General features: G+C 27.1%; 28 protein-coding genes. 8 read left to right on the forward strand and 20 right to left on the reverse strand.

Annotated features, from left to right (window positions below; translation table 11 throughout):
* Window positions 1-48: 48 nt before the first annotated feature.
* The 10 genes from CRU91_RS03170 to CRU91_RS03215 form a co-directional block, all read right to left on the reverse strand.
* On the reverse strand, window positions 49-318 hold the full coding sequence (locus tag CRU91_RS03170; protein ID WP_235826935.1) for a hypothetical protein: 270 nt from the start codon (window positions 316-318) through the stop codon (window positions 49-51).
* Between the two features lie 147 nt (window positions 319-465).
* The gene (locus CRU91_RS03175) at window positions 466-2589 is read right to left on the reverse strand and encodes a heavy metal translocating P-type ATPase (protein ID WP_113893315.1); all 2124 of its coding nucleotides are present in this window, start codon (window positions 2587-2589) and stop codon (window positions 466-468) included.
* Window positions 2589-2972: a YtxH domain-containing protein gene (locus CRU91_RS03180; RefSeq protein WP_235826936.1), complete on the reverse strand. Its 384-nt coding sequence runs from the start codon at window positions 2970-2972 to the stop codon at window positions 2589-2591. The genes CRU91_RS03175 and CRU91_RS03180 overlap by 1 nt, the downstream gene beginning before the upstream one ends.
* 1 nt (window position 2973) lies before the next feature.
* Window positions 2974-3324 carry a hypothetical protein gene (locus CRU91_RS03185; protein WP_113893317.1) on the reverse strand — a complete coding sequence of 117 codons (351 nt, stop codon included), beginning with the start codon at window positions 3322-3324 and terminating at the stop codon, window positions 2974-2976.
* Window positions 3324-3584 carry a hypothetical protein gene (locus CRU91_RS03190; RefSeq protein WP_113893319.1) on the reverse strand — a complete coding sequence of 87 codons (261 nt, stop codon included), beginning with the start codon at window positions 3582-3584 and terminating at the stop codon, window positions 3324-3326. The genes CRU91_RS03185 and CRU91_RS03190 overlap by 1 nt, the downstream gene beginning before the upstream one ends.
* A gap of 3 nt (window positions 3585-3587) precedes the next feature.
* A complete protein-coding gene (locus CRU91_RS03195; protein WP_113893321.1) occupies window positions 3588-4262 on the reverse strand; it encodes a ferritin-like domain-containing protein in 675 nt (224 codons plus the stop codon).
* On the reverse strand, window positions 4262-4576 hold the full coding sequence (locus CRU91_RS03200; RefSeq protein ID WP_113893323.1) for a hypothetical protein: 315 nt from the start codon (window positions 4574-4576) through the stop codon (window positions 4262-4264). Before CRU91_RS03200 ends, CRU91_RS03195 begins: the two co-directional genes overlap by 1 nt.
* A 62-nt stretch (window positions 4577-4638) precedes the next feature.
* Window positions 4639-5106: a Fur family transcriptional regulator gene (locus tag CRU91_RS03205; protein WP_113893325.1), complete on the reverse strand. Its 468-nt coding sequence runs from the start codon at window positions 5104-5106 to the stop codon at window positions 4639-4641.
* Window positions 5107-5192: 86 nt separating this feature from the next.
* Window positions 5193-6422: a Na+/H+ antiporter NhaA gene (nhaA, locus tag CRU91_RS03210; protein WP_113893327.1), complete on the reverse strand. Its 1230-nt coding sequence runs from the start codon at window positions 6420-6422 to the stop codon at window positions 5193-5195.
* Window positions 6415-6789, reverse strand: coding sequence for a Fur family transcriptional regulator (locus CRU91_RS03215; protein WP_113893328.1), 375 nt, complete (start codon window positions 6787-6789; stop codon window positions 6415-6417). Before CRU91_RS03215 ends, nhaA begins: the two co-directional genes overlap by 8 nt.
* A 115-nt stretch (window positions 6790-6904) precedes the next feature.
* Between CRU91_RS03215 and CRU91_RS03220 the strand changes: the two genes are divergently transcribed.
* Both CRU91_RS03220 and CRU91_RS03225 read left to right on the forward strand, forming a co-directional pair.
* Entirely contained in the window at window positions 6905-7789 is an 885-nt protein-coding gene (locus CRU91_RS03220; RefSeq protein ID WP_113893329.1) for a metal ABC transporter solute-binding protein, Zn/Mn family, read from the forward strand.
* Window positions 7786-9285, forward strand: coding sequence for a nickel/cobalt transporter (locus CRU91_RS03225; protein ID WP_113893330.1), 1500 nt, complete (start codon window positions 7786-7788; stop codon window positions 9283-9285). Before CRU91_RS03220 ends, CRU91_RS03225 begins: the two co-directional genes overlap by 4 nt.
* Here CRU91_RS03225 and CRU91_RS03230 read toward each other — a convergent pair.
* Window positions 9282-9836: a GNAT family N-acetyltransferase gene (locus CRU91_RS03230; protein ID WP_113893331.1), complete on the reverse strand. Its 555-nt coding sequence runs from the start codon at window positions 9834-9836 to the stop codon at window positions 9282-9284. The two genes, CRU91_RS03225 and CRU91_RS03230, sit on opposite strands and share 4 nt — an antisense overlap.
* A 107-nt stretch (window positions 9837-9943) precedes the next feature.
* Here CRU91_RS03230 and CRU91_RS03235 point away from each other — a divergent pair, with 107 nt between their 5' ends.
* The gene (locus tag CRU91_RS03235; protein WP_113893332.1) at window positions 9944-10606 is read left to right on the forward strand and encodes a response regulator transcription factor; all 663 of its coding nucleotides are present in this window, start codon (window positions 9944-9946) and stop codon (window positions 10604-10606) included.
* A 30-nt stretch (window positions 10607-10636) separates the two neighbouring features.
* On the opposite strand, the gene CRU91_RS03240 is transcribed toward CRU91_RS03235, so the two are convergent.
* The 5 genes from CRU91_RS03240 to CRU91_RS03260 all read right to left on the reverse strand — a co-directional run bounded on the left by CRU91_RS03240 (window position 10637) and on the right by CRU91_RS03260 (window position 17117).
* Window positions 10637-11830, reverse strand: coding sequence for a hypothetical protein (locus tag CRU91_RS03240; protein ID WP_113893334.1), 1194 nt, complete (start codon window positions 11828-11830; stop codon window positions 10637-10639).
* Window positions 11830-13173, reverse strand: coding sequence for a c-type cytochrome (locus tag CRU91_RS03245; protein ID WP_113893336.1), 1344 nt, complete (start codon window positions 13171-13173; stop codon window positions 11830-11832). The genes CRU91_RS03240 and CRU91_RS03245 overlap by 1 nt, the downstream gene beginning before the upstream one ends.
* Window positions 13174-13393: 220 nt before the next feature.
* Window positions 13394-14410 carry a hypothetical protein gene (locus CRU91_RS03250; RefSeq protein ID WP_113893338.1) on the reverse strand — a complete coding sequence of 339 codons (1017 nt, stop codon included), beginning with the start codon at window positions 14408-14410 and terminating at the stop codon, window positions 13394-13396.
* Between the two features lie 58 nt (window positions 14411-14468).
* Window positions 14469-15965 carry a PLP-dependent transferase gene (locus CRU91_RS03255; protein ID WP_113893340.1) on the reverse strand — a complete coding sequence of 499 codons (1497 nt, stop codon included), beginning with the start codon at window positions 15963-15965 and terminating at the stop codon, window positions 14469-14471.
* Window positions 15966-17117 (reverse strand): trans-sulfuration enzyme family protein, encoded by a 1152-nt coding sequence (locus tag CRU91_RS03260; protein WP_113893342.1) that lies wholly within the window; start codon window positions 17115-17117, stop codon window positions 15966-15968.
* Window positions 17118-17234: 117 nt separating this feature from the next.
* Here CRU91_RS03260 and CRU91_RS12195 point away from each other — a divergent pair, with 117 nt between their 5' ends.
* Window positions 17235-17402 carry a hypothetical protein gene (locus CRU91_RS12195; RefSeq protein ID WP_222718378.1) on the forward strand — a complete coding sequence of 56 codons (168 nt, stop codon included), beginning with the start codon at window positions 17235-17237 and terminating at the stop codon, window positions 17400-17402.
* On the opposite strand, the gene CRU91_RS03265 is transcribed toward CRU91_RS12195, so the two are convergent.
* A complete protein-coding gene (locus CRU91_RS03265) occupies window positions 17403-18206 on the reverse strand; it encodes a DNA ligase (RefSeq protein ID WP_113893344.1) in 804 nt (267 codons plus the stop codon). It lies immediately after the preceding gene.
* A gap of 117 nt (window positions 18207-18323) precedes the next feature.
* On the opposite strand from CRU91_RS03265, the gene CRU91_RS03270 reads away from it, so the two are divergent.
* From CRU91_RS03270 to CRU91_RS03285, 4 genes are read left to right on the forward strand one after another with little or no spacing between them, the layout of a single operon-like run.
* Window positions 18324-18881, forward strand: coding sequence for an adenine phosphoribosyltransferase (locus CRU91_RS03270; RefSeq protein ID WP_113893345.1), 558 nt, complete (start codon window positions 18324-18326; stop codon window positions 18879-18881).
* An 11-nt stretch (window positions 18882-18892) separates the two neighbouring features.
* Entirely contained in the window at window positions 18893-20104 is a 1212-nt protein-coding gene (trpB, locus tag CRU91_RS03275; protein ID WP_113893347.1) for a tryptophan synthase subunit beta, read from the forward strand.
* An 8-nt stretch (window positions 20105-20112) separates the two neighbouring features.
* On the forward strand, window positions 20113-20814 hold the full coding sequence (locus CRU91_RS03280; RefSeq protein ID WP_113893349.1) for a DedA family protein: 702 nt from the start codon (window positions 20113-20115) through the stop codon (window positions 20812-20814).
* Window positions 20804-22231: a leucyl aminopeptidase gene (locus CRU91_RS03285; RefSeq protein ID WP_113893351.1), complete on the forward strand. Its 1428-nt coding sequence runs from the start codon at window positions 20804-20806 to the stop codon at window positions 22229-22231. Before CRU91_RS03280 ends, CRU91_RS03285 begins: the two co-directional genes overlap by 11 nt.
* 26 nt (window positions 22232-22257) lie before the next feature.
* On the opposite strand, the gene CRU91_RS03290 is transcribed toward CRU91_RS03285, so the two are convergent.
* From CRU91_RS03290 to exbB, 3 genes are read right to left on the reverse strand one after another with little or no spacing between them, the layout of a single operon-like run.
* Window positions 22258-22929 carry an energy transducer TonB gene (locus tag CRU91_RS03290; RefSeq protein ID WP_113893353.1) on the reverse strand — a complete coding sequence of 224 codons (672 nt, stop codon included), beginning with the start codon at window positions 22927-22929 and terminating at the stop codon, window positions 22258-22260.
* A 3-nt stretch (window positions 22930-22932) separates the two neighbouring features.
* A complete protein-coding gene (exbD, locus tag CRU91_RS03295) occupies window positions 22933-23310 on the reverse strand; it encodes a TonB system transport protein ExbD (protein ID WP_113893355.1) in 378 nt (125 codons plus the stop codon).
* A complete protein-coding gene (exbB, locus tag CRU91_RS03300; protein ID WP_113893479.1) occupies window positions 23291-23719 on the reverse strand; it encodes a TonB-system energizer ExbB in 429 nt (142 codons plus the stop codon). The genes exbD and exbB overlap by 20 nt, the downstream gene beginning before the upstream one ends.
* Between the last annotated feature and the right edge of the window lie 105 nt (window positions 23720-23824).

A 23824-nucleotide genomic window follows, 5' to 3' on the forward strand; every position in this document is an offset into this window, starting at 1 on the left:
TCAATAATTTTTGGATTCTATCTAAAAAATAATTAACAAGAACTTAGATTATTTTGTAGGTGTTTTTGATAAAATATTTGGTAATTTTTCTTTAGTTTTATTTGATTTTTTTGGTTGATAAAGCATATGATGCCATAATGCAAAACCACAAAAAGCTACTCCTGCAACAATATGAGTTTTTTTTGCAACAGAATTTTTCATAAACATTGATGTCACAACAGTTGCACCTAAAGTAGCAGTCATACCTATTTTTGCAACTTCTCTTTGAACTTCTAAATCAAATTTTATCTCTTTCATCTCTTTTTTTTCTTCTTTCATAAGTTTTAATACTTTTTTTCACTGTTTTCACTGTTAAAATAGCTGTTAAGGCTGTTGCTATTGGTAATAAAATCGGCATTTGGTAAAATCCTTTAATAATAATTCTTAGAATTTTACCAATATAACCTTAAATACAACTAATAACAATTATTGTTTTTTAGCTTCTTTAACCTTTGCACCTTTAATAGAATTTAATAATAAACCTATTGTTGTTCCATTATGTAACACAGCTGTTACTATAGGAGAAAATAATCCAAATGTTGCCCCAGCTAAAATACAAGAATTTATACCTACTGTTGCATTGAAATTTGTATTTATCAATCCCATTGTTTTATTTGCATACTCTTTTGCCTCAACTACTGCTGAAATATCATCTTTTAATAGACTAATATCTGCAGTTGCTTTTGCAATATCAGCACCTCTAAACATAGATATTCCTACATGAGCAGAAATTAATGCTGGTGCATCGTTTATTCCATCGCCAATGAAAGCTACTTTTTTACCTTCATTCATCAAATCTTTTACAATTTTAGCTTTATCTGTTGGTAAAAGTTCAGCTCTTACATCTTCTATTCCAAGTTCTTTGGCTATTTTTAGTGCTTTTGATTTTATATCACCAGTTAGCATAACTATATTTTTTACACCTAAATCTTTTAATTTTTTTATAGATTCTTTTGAATTTTCTCTTAATTCATCAGAAAGACCAATTGTTCCTAATAATTTTCCGTTATAACCAATATAGAGTAAAGTATCACTTTTTTTTAAGGATTTTTCTATTTTTTCTTTACACTTTGAAAAATCTATTTTTTCATCATCTTCTAAAAAGTGACGACTACCTATAATTACAGATTTCCCATCAACTTCAGTTTTTACTCCATGAGCTACTATAAACTCTACTTCTTCATGATGCATATGTACAAAACCACGCTCTTTTGCTGCTTTTACAACTGCCTCTGCAACTGGATGAAAGTAGTGTTCCTCTGTCGAAGCAGTAAGATTTAGTAGCTCTTCGCTGCTCCAATTATCATCATATGAATCAACACTTACAACTTCTAATTGACCAGCTGTTAAAGTTCCTGTTTTGTCAAAAACAAAAGTATCAGCACTACTTAATGCTTCTACAGATTTTGCTCCTTTTATCATAATTCCACTATGACCAGCTTTCGATATAGTAGATTTAAAAGCAACAGGAGTTGCTAATTTTAATGCACATGAGTAATCAGCTTGAAGCACAGACGCTACTCTTTCAAAATCTCTTGTAAAAATATATGCAGCGGTTGCTAAACCTAAAGTTACAGGAACTAGTTTATTTGCTAATTTATTTGCTTTTAATTGAACTGATGATTTTTCGTTTAAAGAATTTTCAATATAGTGCCTAATTCTTTGCGTAGCAGTATTTGCTCCTACATGTTCAGCCCAAATTCTAAATCTTCCTTCTTCAACTATAGTCCCAGATAAAACTTTATCTCCTCTAACTCTTACAATAGGTTCAGCTTCTCCTGTCATAGATACTTGATTTACAGTTCCTGTTCCTTCTAATATATGTCCATCAATAGGAATAGTATTCCCAGTTCCTACAACAACAATATCTCCAACTTTAATATCTTCTGTTTTTACTAAAACTTCACTAACTTTTCCATCTATCTTTTTTTCAAGCCAAGCTTCTTCTACATTTGGACGAGCTAGTTCTTTTAATAAATCATCACTTTTATGAACGGTTGTTTCCTCAATATACTCACCAAGTTCTAACATAGCGTTTGTAGAGTTTGCTGCTAAATAATCTTTTCTATAAATAGAAATAGCGACTGCTCCTGCTTCAAGAACATGAGAAGTTAAACCTTCATTAAATAACTCTTTTGTTCCATCAATCAAAAGAGGAATAGAAGCAGCAGTTGTTAAACCAGCTTTTAGAGTATTATTTGTAGTGAATCTTTCGGCTATTAAAGCACTTGTGGCAATAAGTGTTCCTTTTATTGAAGGTTCTTCATTGCTTACACAAGATACACAAACACTAGCTGGGTTTTTGTCACAAGACTTCAGAAGTAAATCTCTATTTAGATTTTCAATTATATTTTCAAGTTCTAAAAATCTATCTTCTTTAAGCTCAAATATTACAGAGTAAGCTTTTTTGTTTACTCTTACATCTTCTATAAAATCAATATCTAAAAAATAGTTTTTTAAAATATTTTCATCAATAAAACTATCTTTTAAAATTGATAATTTATATCTAGCTCTTAAGTTTATTTGATGAACTTTAAGAAAATTGCTCATTAGAACTCTTTTGTTGCATTCATTGAAGCTTTTGCATCTTCAATTCTCTCTTTAAGTTCTTCAACTCCAGCACTTAAAAATTCTTTTCCTTTTTCAAATGCTTTAAAAATATTTTCTTGAGCATTTTTATTTGTTAATACATAAGTCAATGCTGCTCCAATCAAAGCACCTTTTACAAAATCTCCATTCAAAATTGAATTATTTTGTTGAACAGGATTATTAACATTTTGAGTATTTTGATTTACATTTTGGTTAATGTATGGATTTTGGTTTATATTTAATCCACTTTGATTATTATTTACCCTTGTATTATTTATATTTGTATCATAAGGATTAACATTGATTTGATTGTTATTTATTTGGTTATTTTGATTTGTTGCCATATTATTCTCCTTCAATTTCTATATTTTGATTTGTTAAATATTTTTGTTCTAATTTTTCTTCTACTAATTCTAAAGCATAAATTCCAGCAATTCCTATACTTGCTGATGTTAAAGCTTTTAACCAACTTCCTTCACCAATATAGTTTGTAGTTGCTATTGCACTTCCAGTTGCTATTGCTCCTTGTGAAGTTCTTTTTGTAGTATCTTTTATGGCTTCACAGCTTTTCATTTCACCATTTTTATATTTTTTGTAGTTTATTGCTCCACTAATAACTGCACTAGCTAATGCACCACTTATTACATGACCTAAAACATTTCTAGGAGTTCCAGTATTTATTTCAAAATTTTTCATTATTTAACTTCCTTTTGTTTTCTAGTATATTTTCTTTTTGGTTTTACTTCTTCTTTTTTAATCTCTTTTTTTTCAGGTTTTTGCTGTAATTTTTCTTCTAGTTTTTCTTTTACAGTAACTACTTTTTCTTGAAGTTCTTTCGAACTATCTTTTGCATACTCAAAAAGTTTTTTACTATTTGCTTTTAATTTATCAGAATTTTTATAAGCTATTATAGCTCCTACACCAACTGCTAAGCCTAAGATAAAAGGTAATGCCATTTTTTACTCCTCTTCTTTTGAATTTTGTGCTAAAAAATTATTCAATAGTGCAATTATTGCACCACCACTTACTGCTCCACCAATCATTGATATATTTAATTTTGAAAATAGTGAAGAGATAAGGCTTTCATCTATATTTCCATTCATTACATTATTTAGAATATCTTGATACTCTTGCATTTTTTGCATAATATCATCTTGATTTCCAGTAGTTGCTCCACTATTATAGTGATTAAACACACAATTTCTAAAAGCTGGAAGATGATTATTATATGAAGCTGCTTGAAGTTTAAATAATACATCAACAATATCATCATCGATTGCAAAATTTAAAAGATTGTTGTACATTGCAATATTGTCAATCTCTCCTGCAACACCTAGTTCACAACACTCAATTATTGTATTTGGAATATTGATGATTTGTGTTGAAAAATCATTCATTGGAACTTCAACATTATACTTTTGCATAAGCTGGATTAGAACACTATAATGTATAGCTTCTGCCTCTTTTATATTTATAAATGGATTAATATTTCCAAATTTCTCAATAATTCTTGTGTATGTTTCGTAAGCTTTGAACTCATCATAAATTGCAATTTGCAAAATTTGATCACGAACTGGTACATTTGAGTTTGTATCAACTTTTTTGTTTATTAAAATATTATAATCAATTGCCATTAAATTACCTCCTTTGCCAAATTGTTTATAAGAACTGTAAGTTCATCTAAATTCTCAGATTTTATCAAATCTTCCCATAGTTTTGGACTAAAAATATCTGGATTATATAAAATCGTCACAGAAGCTATTATTTTATTAATTTTTATCTCTTTTATTCCATTTATTTTATTTGGAAGATTTTGAATATCATCCAAAGTGATATTTGAAGCCTCTTTTGTAATTTTTGGATTTACCCGTACACGAAGTCTTCCAGGTGAATGAGCTATAATTGTAAAATAACTTGCCATTTTTATGATATCTTCTGTTTTAATCACAATAGTCTCCTTTTTCAAATTGTATTTTTTCGTTTTTAAAATTAAATGTAACTTATTATAAATTAAGAATTGCTATCAGAGTTTTGACACTCTTCGCAAATACCATAAATAATCATTATATGGTTGCTAAGAATAAATTTATGTTTTTTTGCTACTTCTTGTTGTTGTTCTTCTATAAAATCATCTGTAAACTCTTTTATTAGATTGCAATTTGTACATACAAGATGGTCATGATGAGTTTTATGGTTGAATTCATATCTAAATGTTCCATCGCCAATATCTAGTAAATTTACTAGGTTTAGTTGATGAAAGAATTTTATAGTATTGTAAATAGTAACTATGCCTATATTAATATTGTAATTTTTTTTTATCTCTTCTAAAATATCTTCAGCTGTTAGATGCTTTTTTGATAGAAATAGAGTTTTTAAAATATAATCTTTTTGAATTGTATTTTTTAAACCCACTTTAGAAGATTGTTTTTTAAAATTATTTAAAAATAGGTCAAACTCTTTTTCTTGATTTTTATCCAATTTATAACACCTTTAATCTCATAAAAAACTAAATTATTTAAGAGATTCTATCATTATAAATCTTAATAATTTAGTAATTTTAATTATCAGTTGTATTTGTTTGCTTTATTGTTTAATAAAATAAGGATAACACCTATTATTGCAGCAGTTATAGAACTAGCAAAAATTCCTAGTTTTACAGCACTTACGATACTTTCATCACTAAATGCCAAATGTGATATAAAAATAGACATTGTAAAACCAATACCACCTAGAAATCCAGCTGCAATAATTTCACTCCAAGATACACTAGCAGGTTTTACAGATATTTTTAGTTTTGTTGCTAAATATGTAAAAGTGAATATTCCAATAGGTTTTCCTAAAATTAAACCTAAAGCAACTCCTAAAACAATATACTTATGAGTTATAACACTTGAAAAATCTATGATAACTCCAGCATTTGCAAAAGCAAAAAGTGGCATTATTACAAAAGCACTAAAATTATGTAAAGCTAAAGATAGTTTATCAAGTGGAGCGTTTTCAAATTCGTAATTTTTATCAAAGTTTTTTGTTTTTAGAGGAATTGTAAATGCCAATAAAACTCCAGCAATAGTTGAGTGAATTCCAGAGCTATGTACACAAAACCATAAAATAATTCCTAAAACAATATAAGGTAATATTTTTCTAACACCAATGTAGTTTAAAAATATTAAACAAGCATAAACTAAAGCACTATATAAAAAGAATATATAATTAAGTTCACTTGTATAAAATATAGCTACAACAATAATAGCACCCAAATCATCAACAACTGCAAGAGTTACTAAAAATAGTTTTAAAGATATATTTACTCTTTTTCCTAAAAGCATCAAAATCCCTAAAGCAAATGCTATATCTGTTGCCATAGGAACACCAAATCCTGTTGGATGTTCTTTATTTAAACTAAGATAAATAAGTGCTGGTATTATCATACCCCCAATAGCAGCAATAATTGGGAAAGAGGCTTGTTTAAAACTAGATAGTTCTCCAACAAGCATATCTTTTTTTATCTCCATACCAACAACTAAAAAGAATATTGCCATTAAAACATCATTTACCCAATGAAGTAAACTCATAGAAAAACTATAATTTGCAAAACTTATAGAAAGATATGATGAAAAGAATTCAAAGTAGTTATTTGAATAGCTAGAATTTGCAATATATACTGCAAGAACTGTAACTAAAAATAAGATTATCCCACTTAGAGTTTCAATAGATACAAAGTTTTTTATAAAATCATACCTACTTTTTAATTTTGCTATTTGTTGTTTTTGTATTTCTGTAAATATCTTAGCCATTTGTATTACACTCTTTACATTTACCTTTTAATATTATATTTTCAATTTTATAATCTTTTAGTTTTAGATTTAGATTTTCATGAATACACTCAATTTTTGAACAAGAATTACAAATAAAATGGGAATGAGGTGATTTTTTTATCTCAAAATACCTTTTTTTATCGTTTGATTCAAATGAATCTACTATTCCTTCATCTTCAAAGATGGTAATATTTCTATAAAAAGTTGCTTTATCCATAGAAATTTGAACTTTTATATCTTCGTAAGATAAAGGTTTATTTGAGTTTATTAAAATCTCTAAAATAGATTTTCTAGCAGTTGTTAATTTTATATTGGTAAAATCCGAAATATTTTTTAAATTATTCATTTGAGAATCTTATCAAAATTATAGTTAAAGTAATTGTACAACTAAGTTGCATTAAAGAAAAAAGAGTTTAATATTTTGATTGCAACTAAGTTGCATTAAAATAAAAAGGAAAAATATGAAAAAAATTTTAGTTTTATTTATGTTTTTTGCATCAGTTTTGTATGCAAATAAACCACAACTAACGGTGAATATTTTACCACAAAAATATTTTGTAGAGCAGATTGTAAAAGATAAGTTTGATATAAATGTTATGGTAAAACCTGGTAGTTCACCACATAATTTTGAGCCAAAACCATCTCAAATGAAAGCATTAAATGCTTCAAAGGCATATTTTTTAGTTGGTGATCCAAGTGAATTAGCATGGCTTGATAGATTTAAGCAAAATGCTAAAAATACACTTTTTGTTGATACAACTATTGGAATAGAAAAAATTGCTATGGTTGAACACTCACATCATGATCACGACCATGATGAAGATGATCCACATCATGAACACCATGACCATGGAGAAGATGGACTAGATCCTCATACTTGGCTTGATCCAATTTCTGTAAAAGTTCAGGCAAAAAATATCTATGAAGGAATGCTAAAAATTGATGCTAAAAATGGTGATTTTTATAAAGCAAATTATGAAAATTTTATAAAAGAACTTGATGACTTAGATAAGGAAATAAAAAATATTTTAGAACCTTTTAAAGGTAAACCTTTTATGGTGTTTCACCCATCTTGGGGATATTTTGCGAAACAATATGAATTAAGTCAAATTTCTATTGAAATAGAAGGTAAAGAACCAAAACCAAATGAACTTGTAAAGCTTGTAGAAGAAGCAAAAACACATAATATCAAAATTATTTTTGTTGCTCCACAGTTTTCTCAAAAAAGTGCAAAAACAATTTCACAAAATATCGGAGGAAATGTTGTTTCGATTGACCCATTAAGTGAAGATTGGAAAGATAATATGCTTAAAACAGCAAAAGAGATAGCAAAAAGTTACAAATGATTAGATATTTTATACTATTTTTAGTGCTAAAGAGTATCCTTTTAGGATGCTCTTTATGTTCTACTTTTACACCACGAACACATATATTTACATCTATAAAAGCTGATAATGAAAATATAAAATCTGTAAATATAAGATGGGAATTTGCAAAAGAGTTTGGTGAAGAACTTTTAAACATTTATGATTTGAATTTGAATAAAACTTTTGATAAAAATGAGTTAGAAATTATCGAAAATAGTTTACTTGATTATTTAGTTCCTAGAGATTTCATAACAACTATTTATTATGATAAAATCGAAAATGCTTCTGAAATACCTTTTGAAGTAAAAGATTATAAAATGTATTATAAAGATAAATTATTGATGTTTGAATACAACATTGAATTAGAAGAAAAGATATATGATAAAAATATTTTTAAAATAAGAATATTTGATAAAGAAGGTTTCTTTTTTATCGTATTTGAAAATAAAAACCAAAAATTTGATATTCCATATAGTGTGAAAAAAAATTCAAATATAAGTGAAGTTTCTTATGATATTGATGCACCAAATTTAAGTGAACAAAAATTTAGCAAAAGCTTAGTTCAATCAAGTAGTCAAAGTGAAAATTTAGTTGAAAAATGGACAAGCAATAGTGAAAATGTATATGTTGAAAATAAAGAAGAAACAATAGAAGAGATAAAAGTAGAAAAACCTAAAAATATTTTAGATGATTTTACAGATAAAGTAAAAAAATATTTGGTAGATATTGAAAATGGAGATAGATTAGCCTTACTATTTTTACTTTTGGCTTCTTTTTTATATGGAGTGGTTCACTCTATTGGACCAGGGCATGGAAAATCTTTAGCATTTTCGTACTTTTCGTCACAAAAAAGTACATATTTTGAAGCTTTTATGATTTCTCTTTTTACGGCATTTATTCATATTGTTGGTGCTTTGGTAATTGTATTAATATCTATATTTGCTCTTAAAACTGTTTTGAGTGGCTTTATAGCTGATTCAGTTTTATATATTACAGCTTTAAGTGCAGTGATTATTATGATTTTGGCAATATTTATTTTGTATAGAAAATTAAAGAAAAAATCTTGCTGTTGTGCAGTTTGTAATACTAGTTTTGAAGCTACACAATTTTCTATAAATTCACAAAATATTAATTTTGTAAAACAAAATTCTAATAGACCAATAATTTTAGAAAAAAGAAGTAAAAAACAAGATTTAATATTTGTTTTAACAGCGGGGATAGTTCCTTGCCCTGGGACTGTTTTACTTTTTGTTTATGCATTTTTACTGCAAACTTATTTTGCAGTATTTTTGGCTAGTTTAAGTATCAGTTTAGGTATGGCAGTAGTTATTTTTGCTTCATCGTTTTTAGGAGTAAGTTTACATAAAATATCTTCAAACTCTAAAAAGTTTGTAAATATTGTAGAAATTATTGCTCCTATTTTTATGTTTATTTTAGCATTTTTAATGCTTGTTGGTTCTGGGATTTTTGCTTAAAGTATTTTTATCATATGATGAAATTGGCTTCCAGATACTTTTAAAACGACATTGTCTTGGAAGCCTAATTTTTCATATAAAACTTTTGCTTTTGGATTTTCAAAATCAACCAAAAGTGAAAGTTTTTTAAACCCTTGCTCTTTTGCTTTGTGCGTAGCAAAATTAAATAACTCTTTTGCTATTCCACGACCTTGAAAGTTTGAATTTACACTAACAGTATCTATATAAAACTCATCTTCAAAACACTCTTTTTCAAATGAATCTAAAAAAATATCTTTTGATTTTATATGTTCAAGCATAGGCTTATCTAGTTTTTCTACATCATTTGAATTGTAAGCTAGTAAAATACCAACAGTTTTATTATCTATTTCATAAGTATAAATATTGTTATAGCTAAGACGGCAAATATCCATATTTACATAATAATCTAAAGTTTCTAATATTTTTTTATCTTCATTTTCACCAGTTAATGTATTTGCTACATTATGAATTGCATCGTATATAAGAGTTGAAATATTTTCTATATTATTTTTATTTGCTTGTTTTATCATATTTCTCTTTCATAAAAATTTTTGAATTCTACATACTTAAAACTAACAGATAATTAATAGATGTATTATAAAATCGTATCCCAATTATATGTAAGAGGAAAATTTTTTTGAGTAGAATTAGAATTTTAGTTTTAGAAAGTAATGATTTATCAATTTCAAGGATTATTAAAAATTTAGAAAATAATAATTTTATAGTTGATATTTGTATAAATAATGATAAATTTCTAGAAAAGATATATAAGAATCTATATGATTTATATATATTTAATATAGATGAAACATTAAATAATAGATTTCAACTAATAAAAATGTTAAATTCTTATCAAGATCTTACTATGAAGATGGTAATAACTTCTATTCAAAGTATTGTAAAACTATCTTATTTATCTGGATGTGATGAGTGTGTTATTAAAACTATAAATGAAACAGAAATTATACTAAGAATAAAAACACTCATAAGAAGGCAATTTAGAGTATATACTGATACTATCTATTTGACAAAAAATATTGAATATGAAATTTTTAATAAAAGAGTACTAATTAATAAAAAAGATATATTCTTAGGTAAGAAAGCTACTTTAATTCTTGAATATTTACTAAAATTCAGGGGTTCTTTTGTATCAACTGATAGCTTAGAAAAAGGTGTTTATCCTGCAAATAGTGATAGTAAAAATGGAGTAATCCGTTTTTATATACATCAACTTAGACAAGTCATTGGAGATAATTTAATAGTATCACATAGAACTTATGGATATAAAATAGATATTTGATTAAAAAGAGGAGACAGAAATCTCCTCTTTTTATAAACTATTTTTAAATAGTGTAAAAAATCCCCAAGCAAAATATACAATACACCAAATTGATAAAATCCATAATAATATATTTGCCATAGTAGTAACCATTTTATCTTTTGATGCATCAAAATAACCATTATTCTTTCCAACTTTCCATGCCATTGAAGCAATAAAAGTTACACCAACACCACCTAAAGATAAGAAAGTTAATAAAAACATAATAATAGAAGCCCATTCAATATTTAAAGGGTATTGATAAATATCATAACCTAAATTATTCATAATGTTATATCTTATGTATTCTCTAAAAGCTGATATTAAAAGTAAAACTACAATAAAAATAATAGTTGAAATATAACTATTATTTAGTTTTTTTGATAATAAAATCATAGAAACAAAAGATAAATAAATAACAATAGAAAAAATATCATATAATCTATCTATTGAATAAGTCCAAAAAATAAAAATAATTAAACTTAAAATAAATCCAAAAGTAGAAATTTTTGTACCTACACTTCTCGAAAAAGATATAAATTTTTCATCAAAACTTTTATTTGATTTTAAAAAGTCACTATAATTTTGTAGAAATAATCCAACAACAGGAATACTTAAAATCATAAAGAAAATATATCTAATTGTTTCTGGATGAAAGTTTGTTCCCGAAGTATCAACTATTCCATTGGGAGCGTACCATTGCATCCATTTTTCAGGTTGAATAGCTTGAACTGAAAATACATGCATTATTAATCCACAAAATACTAATAATAAAAATGCCACTGTTCCTACTAATTTACTGACTGAACTTTGTTTTTTATTTGCATAATAGTACCAGTAATACATACTATATCCAACTAATAAACAATATATAAATATTACAACCCAAAGACCTGATAAAGTATTTATTGTGTACCAGTTTGGGTCATAAATTACTTGTGTAAACAGTAAAGGTGCAACACCTAAAACTATCAGTAAAGAAACACTAATTTTACCAGTTTGTAGTAAGTGAGCTGTTAAAATTTCCCAATTTTTATCTGTTTTTTGTTTAAACCCTCCATATAAAGACAATCCCATACTTCCTAAAGATAAAAATACAAATAGAGCATGTAATGCCCAAGTTAAAACATATAAACTTTGAAAAACAACAGGGTAAAAAGGAACTCCTGCTGGATCTCTAAGTAGATTTAAAATTCCTGCATCCATTATTTCTCCTTATTAAATTGTGATTCTATCCAAGTTGCCATTGCATCAAATTCCTCTTCAGGTAGTGAAATTTTTGGCATATATGGAACTGCTCCAGTTGCTAATGAAAATTGCATATATGATTTTATGGTATCTTTATCCCAGCCATTCATTTTTTCAAATAAAGGTCTATATTTACCAGTAATTTCTAGTGAGTGACAATTTGAACATGCAATTTTTGTAAGAAGTTCTCCAACTTCTAGTCTATTTTTATCTGTAATTATTTTTAATCTATCAGGAATCCAAGGATTTACTTTTAATAAGCCATTTTTTTCTATAATATCAACTTCATTTTTTATGTTTTTACCTGGAACTTCTCTTCCCATAATTTGATTACTATAAACATATTGACCAACAACATAAGGTTTTCTAATACTTTCTCTTAGTTTTTCTCCTGGCCACAATCCAAAAATAGCAACTACAAATAACATAACAACCGCAATTGGTCTATTTATGAAATTTGGTTTAAGTAAAGCAATTCCAAAATATAAAGAAAAAATCACAACTAAAATAAGCTTTGTAGTCATAATATCTGGCATATACATTTCTAAAAGAAGTTTCGCATTGTCTGGAAGAGTTGTCATATACCACATAAAGCAAATAACTGTAATAAATCCTCCGATAAAGCTTGTAATACCCATTTTTCTAATAAGTTCATTTTTTAATTCTTTATCACTTAAAGAAGTTGCTATAATAAGTCCTATAACTCCAGACATCATAATCATAAAACCAATTCTTAGAAATAAATGAGGAAAAGTTGTAAGACCAAAGAAAGCATCACTAACAGAACCTGTTTGATAGAAAGCATCATTTCCAGGCCACATCATAAAACTAATAATTCCTATGATTAAAAATAGTGTTCCAACAGAAGCCAAGGCAAATGCATAAGTAAGTTTTAGATGAGTTTTTCTATCTATTTTATTAATAAAATATACAAGTGCAAAAACTCCAACTACTTCAAATACAAAAAATACCCATTCTGTTGCCCAAACCCAAACAAAGTTATGAATTAAAGCACTAATTCCTCTAGGACTTGCAGCAGTTGCTGTGTACCAAATTCCTGGACCTGTGATCGAACCTACCACATAAGAAAAAATAAGTAAAAACATACCATATTTTTTCATATATTCATAAAGTTCAGGTCTATCTTCTTTATAAGCTTTATGTGCTAAAAAAGCAAAAAGTAAAGCAGCACCAACTGATGTGTGAGATGCTAAAATATGAATAGTCCCTGTTATTCCCATAATCCAAGCAGAGCCAATTTCTGGGAAATAAAAAAGTGGAAACATTCCAATTTGTTCCATTTTTTCTCCTTTTATAAAGTTATTTTACTAGTAAATAGTAAAACTTAATTGCTATATTAATGCTAGATTGTTAATTTTATGTTGTTTAATAGTTTAAAATGGCTAATCTGAAGTTGTGGTTTTTAATTTTATCAGAAATTTGTAGGAGGCTGATTATATTTTATTTAGATTAACCATTTCAAAGAATTTTATAATTTATATGTTAATTTTATGTTTGATATTAAAATTGTTGTTTTGTAATTTCTTCTTCTGAACCTTTTTCGTTAATACCAGCTTCAGCTTGAATCATCATAAATATAAATTGTGCTAGATTTTCAGCCAAATGGCTATCTTTGTGTTTTTTCTTAATTTTTCCAATATTATAAGAATTCTCTAAATTAATTTGTAAACCTTTTTCCTCATCATATTTTAGATGGTTTCTAGCTCTTATCTCTTGCCAATTATCACTATTTATACTCTCTTGTTTCTCCATACTATCCAAAGCATAATTTAGTGCTTCCTGAAAGTAGTTATATACAAGTGATTCTACAATATTTGAAGGAAGTAATTTTTGAAAATATTTTGAAGTAATCCATTGTGCTTTTATTTCATCTACAATTTTTTCATTTTTAGAATAACTCATATTATAGTACTCTTCCAAAGTTATCTTTCCATCAAAATTACTATCCATATTTAAAGTATGATTTAATTCATCATCTATTGCTATTATAGAATCTTCATATCTATACATATTATTTTGTGAATTAGATTTTATATAGCTGTCAAACACTTCATTTATAACCTCTAAACTATTTTTTTTAAAATTTAGAGATTGTAATATACTAAAACCATTTTTAGTGTTACTATACTCAAATTGGCTTAATTTACCATCTTGATTTATATCTGCTTTCAAAAATTCTCTTATATAGGCAATATCTGTAAACCAAGCAGACACAAAATTTTGAGCTTCTCCACTTAGATGTATATTTCCAGATTCATCTTTTGTTATATTATCTATTCCAAAATTATTTTCTAACTTTAAAATAGTTCTATTTTCTAAGTTTACAGATACTTTTTTGCCATTTATAGGGTCTGTAAAAACTGTTTTAGATCTATTTTCTGAAAAGTTTATACTTGTTTGATAAGCTTTTTGAGTTTTATTTTGTAAATTTTCTTCAAAAGATTTTTGAGTTTCTGAATGATTTTTATTTTTTAGATTATAAGATTTAAAAACTGTGCCATTTAACAATATTTCCATAATTTCCCCTAAAATTATTTAATAGAGCAAATCATATATAAAAAAGAGTAAAAAACTCTTAAATATTGTTTATTTTCTCAAACTCTCCTATAATATCTTCTATATTTTCAGTTCCAACAGATATTCTTAAAAGTTCTATTGGAAGTTTGATTTTTTCTAAAAATTCTCTTCCATTTTGGCTTGTAATTAAATCATAGTGAGCAAGATAAGTGTAAGGCATAAGAAGTGTAAATTCTGTTCCAAGACTTGGACCTTTTGCAAAATTTAAACTATCATAAACTTTTTGAAAATCTTTTTTAAATGTTACAGATATTATCCCACATAAACTATTGTCATCAATCATTAATTTTTCATAATTCTCTTTAAAATCAGGACTTAAACAGTAAAAAACTTTATCTATAAAAGGAGCATTTTCCAAATAAGAAGCTAGTTTTAAACTATTTTGGCTTATTTTTTTTACTCTTATTTTATAATCTTTTATTTCTAAAGCCATTCTTTGAATATCTTTTATATATGGTTCATCAGCATACTTAAAAAATTCATTTGAAATATGAGAGATTTTTGAATCTTTATTTAAAATAATTGCACCCATCAAAACGTCAGCATTTCCACAAGCAAATTTTGTCAAACTCTCAACATAAATATCAGCAAAAGGATTTAAATCTAAATTATAAGGTGTTGCAAAAGTTGAATCTACAATGATAGGAATATTGTAAGAGTTGCAAAGTTTTTTTAGTCTTTCTAAATCCACAGTTTGCAAAAGTGGATTTGTAGGAATCTCTGTAACTATTGCTGAAACTTTTAGCCCATCTTTTTTTAAAAATTCTTCAAATTCATCAATATTTGTAACATCATGAAAAACTTTACTCTCTTCAAAATAGTGTTCAACTATATTTGTTGTATCAAGATATAACCAACCTAGTTGTACTAAAATAGTTCGCCCATTTCTTGCTTGAATATTTTTTATTCCTTTTAGTGCACAATATATTGAGTTCATTCCAGATGGATTTAAGCAAATATTTTCAACTGGTTGTTTATATGCACTACCTAAAGTTTCAATAACTATATTTTTTGCCTTATTTTTATCTTCTAGTTCTTCAATATGAATCTTATTTATAATTCCGACTTTATATAAATAATCCTCAGCTAGTCTTGAAGATAGGTTATATCCTACATGTTGAATAAATTTTAAAACTTTTTGATATTGTCTTCCTTTTACTACTTTTATAACTCCAAAAGGTTCATTAAATTCAAATTTATTGTGTATAAAATATCTATTGCTTACAACTTTAATTGCTTTTTGGCTACTTAAAAGTATAAGTTCATATTCATCTCCTACACTATATTTTTGTTTTAAATAATTAGCTAACTTTTTTAAATATGGATGAACTATAAATCTTGGATAAGCAACAGTTATCTTTTCTAAAATTTCTGGTGTTTGCTCTTCATAATCAATCACATCTTGTAGATTTGGCATACTTGTAGATACTGCGTGAATATTATTTTGTGGAAGAGTTTGTCCACATGGTATTGGATAAAATTGCTTTTTGTTCATCTATTTTACTGCTTGTTTTATATCTTCTATTAAATCTTCAACTTCTTCTAAACCAATAGAAAATCGAACTGTACTATCACTTATTCCAATAGCTTTTAACTCCTCTTTTGAGAAACTTGCATGAGATATTTTTGCAGGAATTTCAACTCTACTATCAGCACTTCCAAATGAACATTTTTCACCAAATATTTTACTGTTTTCTATAAATCTTTCTGCTAATTCAACACTTGTAAAATCAGCACAAAAAACTCCAGTCATATATTTCATTTGACTTTTTGCGAGGGCGTGTTGAGGATGATTTTCCAATCCTGGATGAGTTACTTTTACTATATAGTCTTGATTTTGTAAGAATTTTGCAATTTCTATAGAATTTGCTTCGTGTTCTTTCATTCTTATTTTTAAAGTAGGAATTCCCAAAGAGATTAAATATACATCAAATGGATTTTGACTTCTTCCATGTGCATTTGCATAGTAATGGATTTGATTTGCTAACTCTTTTGTTTTTGCAACAATTGCGCCAGCTATTACTCCACCATGTCCACTAATATATTTTGTAGTTGAAAATAGACTAAAATCAGCTCCTAAATCTAAAGGTTTTTGACTTATAAAAGTTGCAAGTGAATTATCAACAGCAAATAAAGCATTATATTTATGTGATATTGAAGCAATAAGTTTTAAATCTATGATTTTTAACCCTGGATTTGTAGGGCTTTCACATAAAACTAAATCAATATTATTTGTTTTTAAAATATGTTCTACCATATCTGTATCATTGAAATCAGCAAAATTTACTTGAATATTATATTTTTCTTTGAATACTTTTAATAGCCTAAATGTTCCACCATAACAATCAGCTTCTACTAAAATAGATGAATTCGCTTTTAAAACAGTTTCAAAAAGTAAGCTAACCGCTGCTATTCCTGTATGAGTACATACTGCTCCTGCTCCATTTTCAACAAAGCTGAAAAGATTTTCCAATGTTTCTCTTGTTGGATTATCACTTCTTGTATAATCGTATATTTTTTCACCTTTTTGTTTTTTTAAATCAAATGTCGCAGTGTTATATATAGGAAAATGAGAAGCTCCTGCAATATCTTCAAAAGGAGCAAATTGTGTTTGATGGCATATTTTTGTTTGTATATTTTCTTTCATAAGTTTTTTAAATCCCTTAATTTTTTGGCAAATTGTACCAAAACTTATTTAATATAATTTGATAGAAAATTTGGTATAAATATAGATAAAATATTGACTAAGATTAAAGGATAAGATATGTTTAAAAGTATATTATTAGTTATATTGATAATTTTATTTCAAGGTTGTGCTACTTGGAGTGGAGTAAAACAAGATAGTAAAACAGCATGGAAAGCTACAAAAGATACATCAAGTGAAGCTTATCAAGGAGTTAAAAAATCAATTCATGAAGCAACAGCTGATTGATTATTCTTTTTGTCTAACTCTTAAAAAAGAAGCAAACTTTGGTTTTCCATTTTTTGTTAAATCATAATATTTAAAAGTTACAAAACTTCCAATTTTGGGTGGATTTTCTCTATCTTTATTCGAAAATCCATTTCCTAGATTAAATTCAACACCATTTTTTAGTCTAACTTTTAAACTTTTTAAACTTCCATCTTTTCTAAAATTTTGAAAAATTACTTCAGCTTCATCATCAAAAAACTTTTTTACTTTTAAAACATTTTCACTTCTTCCACTAAAATAGTTCAAAGTATAGTTTTTGAGTATTACTCCTTCTCCATTTTTTGCTAAAACTTCATCTAAAAATATATTTAATTCATGTTTACTATTTATCTTTTTTTGTGGAATTATTTTTATAAATTTATTTGGATTATCTTTTAACCAATTTTCTAAAAAATCAAGTCGTTCTTTAAAATCACCTTTTACATTTGGTATTTCAAAAATATTATATGTAATATTTTTCCATTCAATAGGTTCTTTTTGACTTAATACTGTACTTTGGATATTTTCAAAATCATTTTGCTTTGTAAAAAGTTCACCATCAAGTTCAAATGGAGGAAAATTTTGAGTAAACCAAAGTGGAGCAAAAATTTTATTGCCATTTTTAGTTTGTAACTCTTTTCCACTCCAATATGCTCTAATTCCATCTAATTTTTCACTCATATAGTAGTTGTTAATATTGTGTTTTCTTTCATCATATATAGTTGCTTTTTGTAAGTCTATTGCAAATGTGTAAATAGATAATATAAAAATAAGAATAAGTTTCATAGTAGCTCTTTATCTGAAATATAGGATTATATTTGCTTTATTCTTAAAAATTATCATAAAAACATAATAATTATTTGGTTAAAATGAACCGACTTTATATTATACAAAGGATAAAATTTGGGGCAAGATGTAGTTTTAAATGAGAAAGATAAGAAAATTTTATTAGATAGTATAAGAAGTGTACCAGATTTTCCCAAAGCTGGGATAATTTTTAAAGATATTACAACTTTGTTAAACGATAAAGATGCTTTTGAACTTTTAATGAATCATTTAGAAAATAGATATAAATCTTATAATTTAGATTTTATTGCAGGAATTGAATCAAGAGGATTTATTTTTGCGGCAGCGTTAGCTACACGACTTAAAATAGGTTTTGTTCCAGTGCGAAAAAAAGGTAAATTACCTAGTACAACAGTTTGTGAGAAATATGAGTTAGAGTATGGATTTGATGAAGTAGAGATTCATTTAGATGCTTTTAATGATAAAAAAAATGCAAGGGTTTTATTATTAGATGATTTAATTGTAAGTGGTGGTACTGCATATGCGAGTGCAAATTTAATACAAAAATTAAATGTTTCTTTAGTTGAAAGTTGTTTTTTGATGAATTTTACAGTTTTAGATGGAAAAGAAAAGTTGAGTAAATTAGTACCAGTTTATTCAGTTTTAGAGATTTAAGGAAAGTTTTTATGAGTGATTATATTCCAAAAAAAAGTATTTTTGATCCAAACGAAAAAGGTGAATTTGGTGGTGTTTTTGGTGGGCAATATGTTCCAGAAACTTTGATGCCAGTTTTAAAAGATTTAGAAGAAGCATATAAAAAATATAGATTTGATAAAGATTTTTGGGCAGAAGTAAATTATTTATTAAAAGATTATGTAGGACGAGAGAATCCTTTGTATTTTGCCAAAAATATAAGTGAAGAACTAGAAGCAAAAATTTATTTAAAAAGAGAAGATTTAAATCACACTGGAGCTCATAAAGTAAATAATGTAATAGCTCAAGGTTTATTAGCAAAAAAAATGGGGAAAACAAAAGTTATTGCTGAAACTGGAGCTGGACAGCATGGAGTTGCAACAGCAACTATTGCTGCACTTATGGGACTTGAATGTACAGTTTTTATGGGTGCAAAAGATGTTCAAAGGCAAGAATTAAATGTTTTTAGAATGAAACTTTTAGGTGCAAAAGTAGTAGCAGTTGAAAGTGGAAGTAAAACTTTAAAAGATGCTATGAATGATGCTATTAGATATTGGGTTACAAATGCAAGAGATACTTTTTATATAATTGGAACTATTGCAGGTCCGCATCCATATCCTATGATGGTTCGAGATTTTCAAGCAATTATTGGATATGAAGCAAGAAAGCAGATATTAGAAAAAGAACAAAAACTACCTGATTATGTAGTTGCATGTATTGGTGGTGGTTCAAATGCTATTGGTATGTTTTCACATTTTTTAGAAGATAAAAGTGTTACTTGTGTTGGTATTGAAGCAGGTGGTTTAGGACTTGATACACCAAAACATGGTAGTTGTTTAGCACTTGGAAGTCCTGGAATACTTCATGGTCAATGTTCATATTTATTGCAAGATGAAGATGGACAGGTTTTAGAAGCTCACAGTATAAGTGCTGGACTTGATTATCCTGGTGTTGGACCAGAACACTCATTTCATAAAGATAACAAAAGTGTAATTTATGACAATATAACTGATAAAGAAGCTTTAGAAGCTTTTGTATGGTTAAGTCAAAAAGAAGGAATAATACCAGCTTTTGAGTCTTCTCATGCTATTGCATATTTGAAAAAAGCTCAAGAGAAAATAAAAGGAAAAACAATCATTGTATGTTTATCTGGACGAGGTGATAAAGATATGATTCAAGCAAAAAGCTTACTAAATTTTGATTAAGGATTAAGATGAGAGAACTATTTTTAAAAATTCAGCCTTATACAGGAAAAATTTTTGCAGTAGGATTGATAACATTTTTATCTTTTCTAGCATACAATTTATATAATGCGCCCGTTGAAGGAATAGAAGAAAAGTTTATATATTTATTAAAACAATATGGATATATAATACTTTTTGTGTGGAGTATGCTTGAAGGTGAAATGGGTCTTATTATGGCTGGTCTTTTAAGTCACGATGGTTCTATGAATGTTCTCTTGGCTATTTTTGTAGCTGGACTTGGTGGATTTGCTGGAGATCAAGTATATTTTTATATTGGAAGATTTAATAAAACATCTGTTTTAAAAAGATTAAGAGGGCAAAGAAGAAAGTTCGCATTTGCACATCTTTTATTGAAAAAACACGGTTGGCCAATAATTTTTACTCAAAGATATATGTATGGTATGAGAACAATTATTCCAATTTCAATAGGTTTGACAAGATATGATGCAAGAAAATTTGCTTTTATAAACCTTATTTCTGCATGGTGCTGGGCAGCAATTACTATAGTTCCTGTTTGGTATTTTGGAGATCAGATTATGGTTGTTCTTCATTGGGCAAAAGAACATTGGTACATGGCTATTCCATTGGCTATTATTTTGGGTGGGGGAATAATTTATTATTTTAATAAAGCAACGAAAAAAATTGAAAAGAGGGTAAGAGATGAAGATTAATATTGTAGAACTTAATAAAAATAAAGATTTTGATTTAGAGATAGTTTTTATAAATAGTTTAGAGGAAATTATTGATAGCAAAGATAAAAATACTTTAGAACAATTAGAATTTAAAGCAAAAGATGAAGTATCAACTATTTTGGTTGAAAGTAAAAAAATATATGTTGGATTTGAAGAGTATAGTTATGATTCTTTAGCTATTTCAATAGCAACAGCAGTTAAAAAATTTAAATCTACAAAATTTAAAAGTGCAAAAATTGTTTTAAATACTAAATTAGAAGAAAATTTTAAAGCTTTAGTTGAAGGTGCAGTTTTAGGAAATTATAGTTTTGATACTTATAAAAGTGAAAAAAATATAAAAAAACAAGAGTTGTTTTTTGTTGTTGAAGAAAAAAACTCTAATTTAAATGCGATTTTAAAAGAATCATTGACTATATCAAAAGCTGTAAATATAGCAAGAGATATGGTAAATACTTCGCCAGCTGATTTTTATCCAGAAATTTTTGTAAAAGAAGCACAAAAGATAGCAAAAGATTTAGAACTTGATTGTGAAGTTTATGGAGAAAAATATCTTGAAAAAAACAATATGATGGCAATGCATAGTGTTGGTCGTGCTTCTGTCCATGAATCACATTTGATCCACTTGAAATATAAGCCAAAAAAAGCACTAAAAAAAGTTGTTTTGGTCGGTAAAGGATTAACTTATGATAGTGGAGGATTGTCTTTAAAACCAAGTGATTTTATGGTTACAATGAAAGCTGATAAATCTGGCGCAGTTGCTGTTTTAAATAGTATAAAAGTAATTGCTGAATTAAAACTACCAATAGAAGTACATGCAATTATTGGAGCAGTTGAAAATATGATAGGTGGAAATGCTTATAAACCAGATGATATTTTAAAAGCAAAGAATGGTAAAACAATAGAAGTTAGAAATACTGATGCTGAAGGAAGATTGGTTCTTGCAGATTGTCTTTGTTATGCACAAGATACAATAAAAAATATAGATTATATTTTAGATTTTGCTACATTAACTGGAGCTTGTGTAGTTGGTCTTGGAGAGTATACAACTGGAATTATGGGAAATAATGAAAGCTTAAAACAACAAGCTTTGAATTCTTGCCAAAATTCAGGTGAATATGCTACTAAATTAGATTTCAATAGATATTTAAAAAAATGTATCAAATCTGAAATAGCGGATGTTTGTAATATTTCAAATACTAGATATGGTGGAGCAATAACTGCTGGAATGTTTTTAGATAACTTTATTTATGAAGAAAATAAAAATAAATGGATACATTTTGATATCGCTGGACCTGCTTTTGTAGAAAAACCTTGGGGGTACAATCCATATGGAGCAAGTGGTACAGGTGTAAGAATGGCTGTACAGTTTGTTAAAGATTTAGTAGAAAAAGTGTAGTTATTAACTACACTTTTTAATATTTTTTATTGAATTTGATAATCTACAGGAATAGTTATATTCCAAACTTCTCTATCTAACTCATCAGGTATTGGTTCAAACATAGCAATTTTAATTAATAATTCTAATGTTGCTTCATCTAATTTATCAAATTTAGATTTTTTAACTATTTTTACATTTTTTACATGACCTTTTTTAAATACATCAAAATTAACTTCAACTTTTCCTGTCTGATTTAATCTCTTTGCTACTCTTGGATACTCTTTATGTTTTTCAACTTTTGCTTTAACTTTAGCTAAATAAATATTTTCCAAATTTTGTGTTTGAGCAGGATTTACATTTTTCTTAATAGGAACATCTGCAACAGGAACTTCTTGTTGTACAGGAGCTGCTTCTACAACCTTCTCAACAGGTTTTTCTATAGGTTTTTGTTCTTTTTTTGGTTTTTTAGGCTTAGGAGGGACTTTTACGGGTGTTGGTTTCTCAACAACTGGCTCTGGTTCAGGTTCAGGCTCTGGTGGAGTCGGCTCTGGTTCAGGTGGAGGAGCCATTTCTATTGTTGCTAAAGAGATTGTTGTAACCTCTTCAGTTGCTTTATCTGTTATAACAAAAGCATTCGCAAAAACAAAAAATGCAAAAAATCCAACTATTGCATAAGTTATACTTGTAATTATGAATGAACTTTGGTATCTATTCATTTTTTACTTCTTTGTCACTATTGAAATATTTGAGTATGTATTTTTTTTCAGCATATCTAATATATTTACAAATGATTCAAATTTTGTATTTTTATCTGTATGTATATGTACAGGTGTTTCTACAGATTTTTGTAAAATTTGTTTTTCTAATTCTTCAAGTACAATAGGAGTATCTTCTAAGAAAAACTCACCGTTTTCATTTATTACTATCACTATTTCTTTATCTGGTTTAAGTTGTTCTGCACTACTAGAATTTGGCAAAGCAACAGGGATAATACCTCTTGTAATAAATGTTGAAGTTAATAAAACTATGGCTAACAGTACAAGTAAAACGTCAATAAACGGAATTACATTTATTGAATCATATTTCTGTAGCTTCATAATCACTCTCCAAAACTTCTGCTGATCTTCCTAAAATATTATACATAACCATTGAAACTATAGCAACCACAAGTCCAACAGCAGTTGCTTTTAATGCTAAAGCTAAACTTTCCATAATTTTGGCTGCATCAATTTCTCCACTTCCCATTGTCATAAATGTAAGCATAATAGCCAAAACAGTTCCTAATAATCCAATATAAGGAGCATTTGATGCAATTGTTCCAATGATAGTTAAGTGTTTTGTTAAAGCCACATCCAAAGCTTTTTTAGTTTTATATGTTTTTACATCAATCTTTTTATAAAATAGTACTCTTTCTACAAAAAAGAAGAATGCAACAAAGCTCATTACAACAAGTAAAGCTATAACTCCATAATCAACTAAATGCTTTAGTGTCTCTATATTTTCCATCATAATTTTTTTCCTTTACGCTAAAATTTTTGTAATTATAATCAAAAAACTTTAATTTTATATTAATGATAACTATCATAATGTAAGGATGAATTAAAAATTTGT

The organism is Aliarcobacter vitoriensis (assembly GCF_003316695.1).
In the GTDB taxonomy this organism is placed as follows: domain Bacteria; phylum Campylobacterota; class Campylobacteria; order Campylobacterales; family Arcobacteraceae; genus Aliarcobacter; species Aliarcobacter vitoriensis.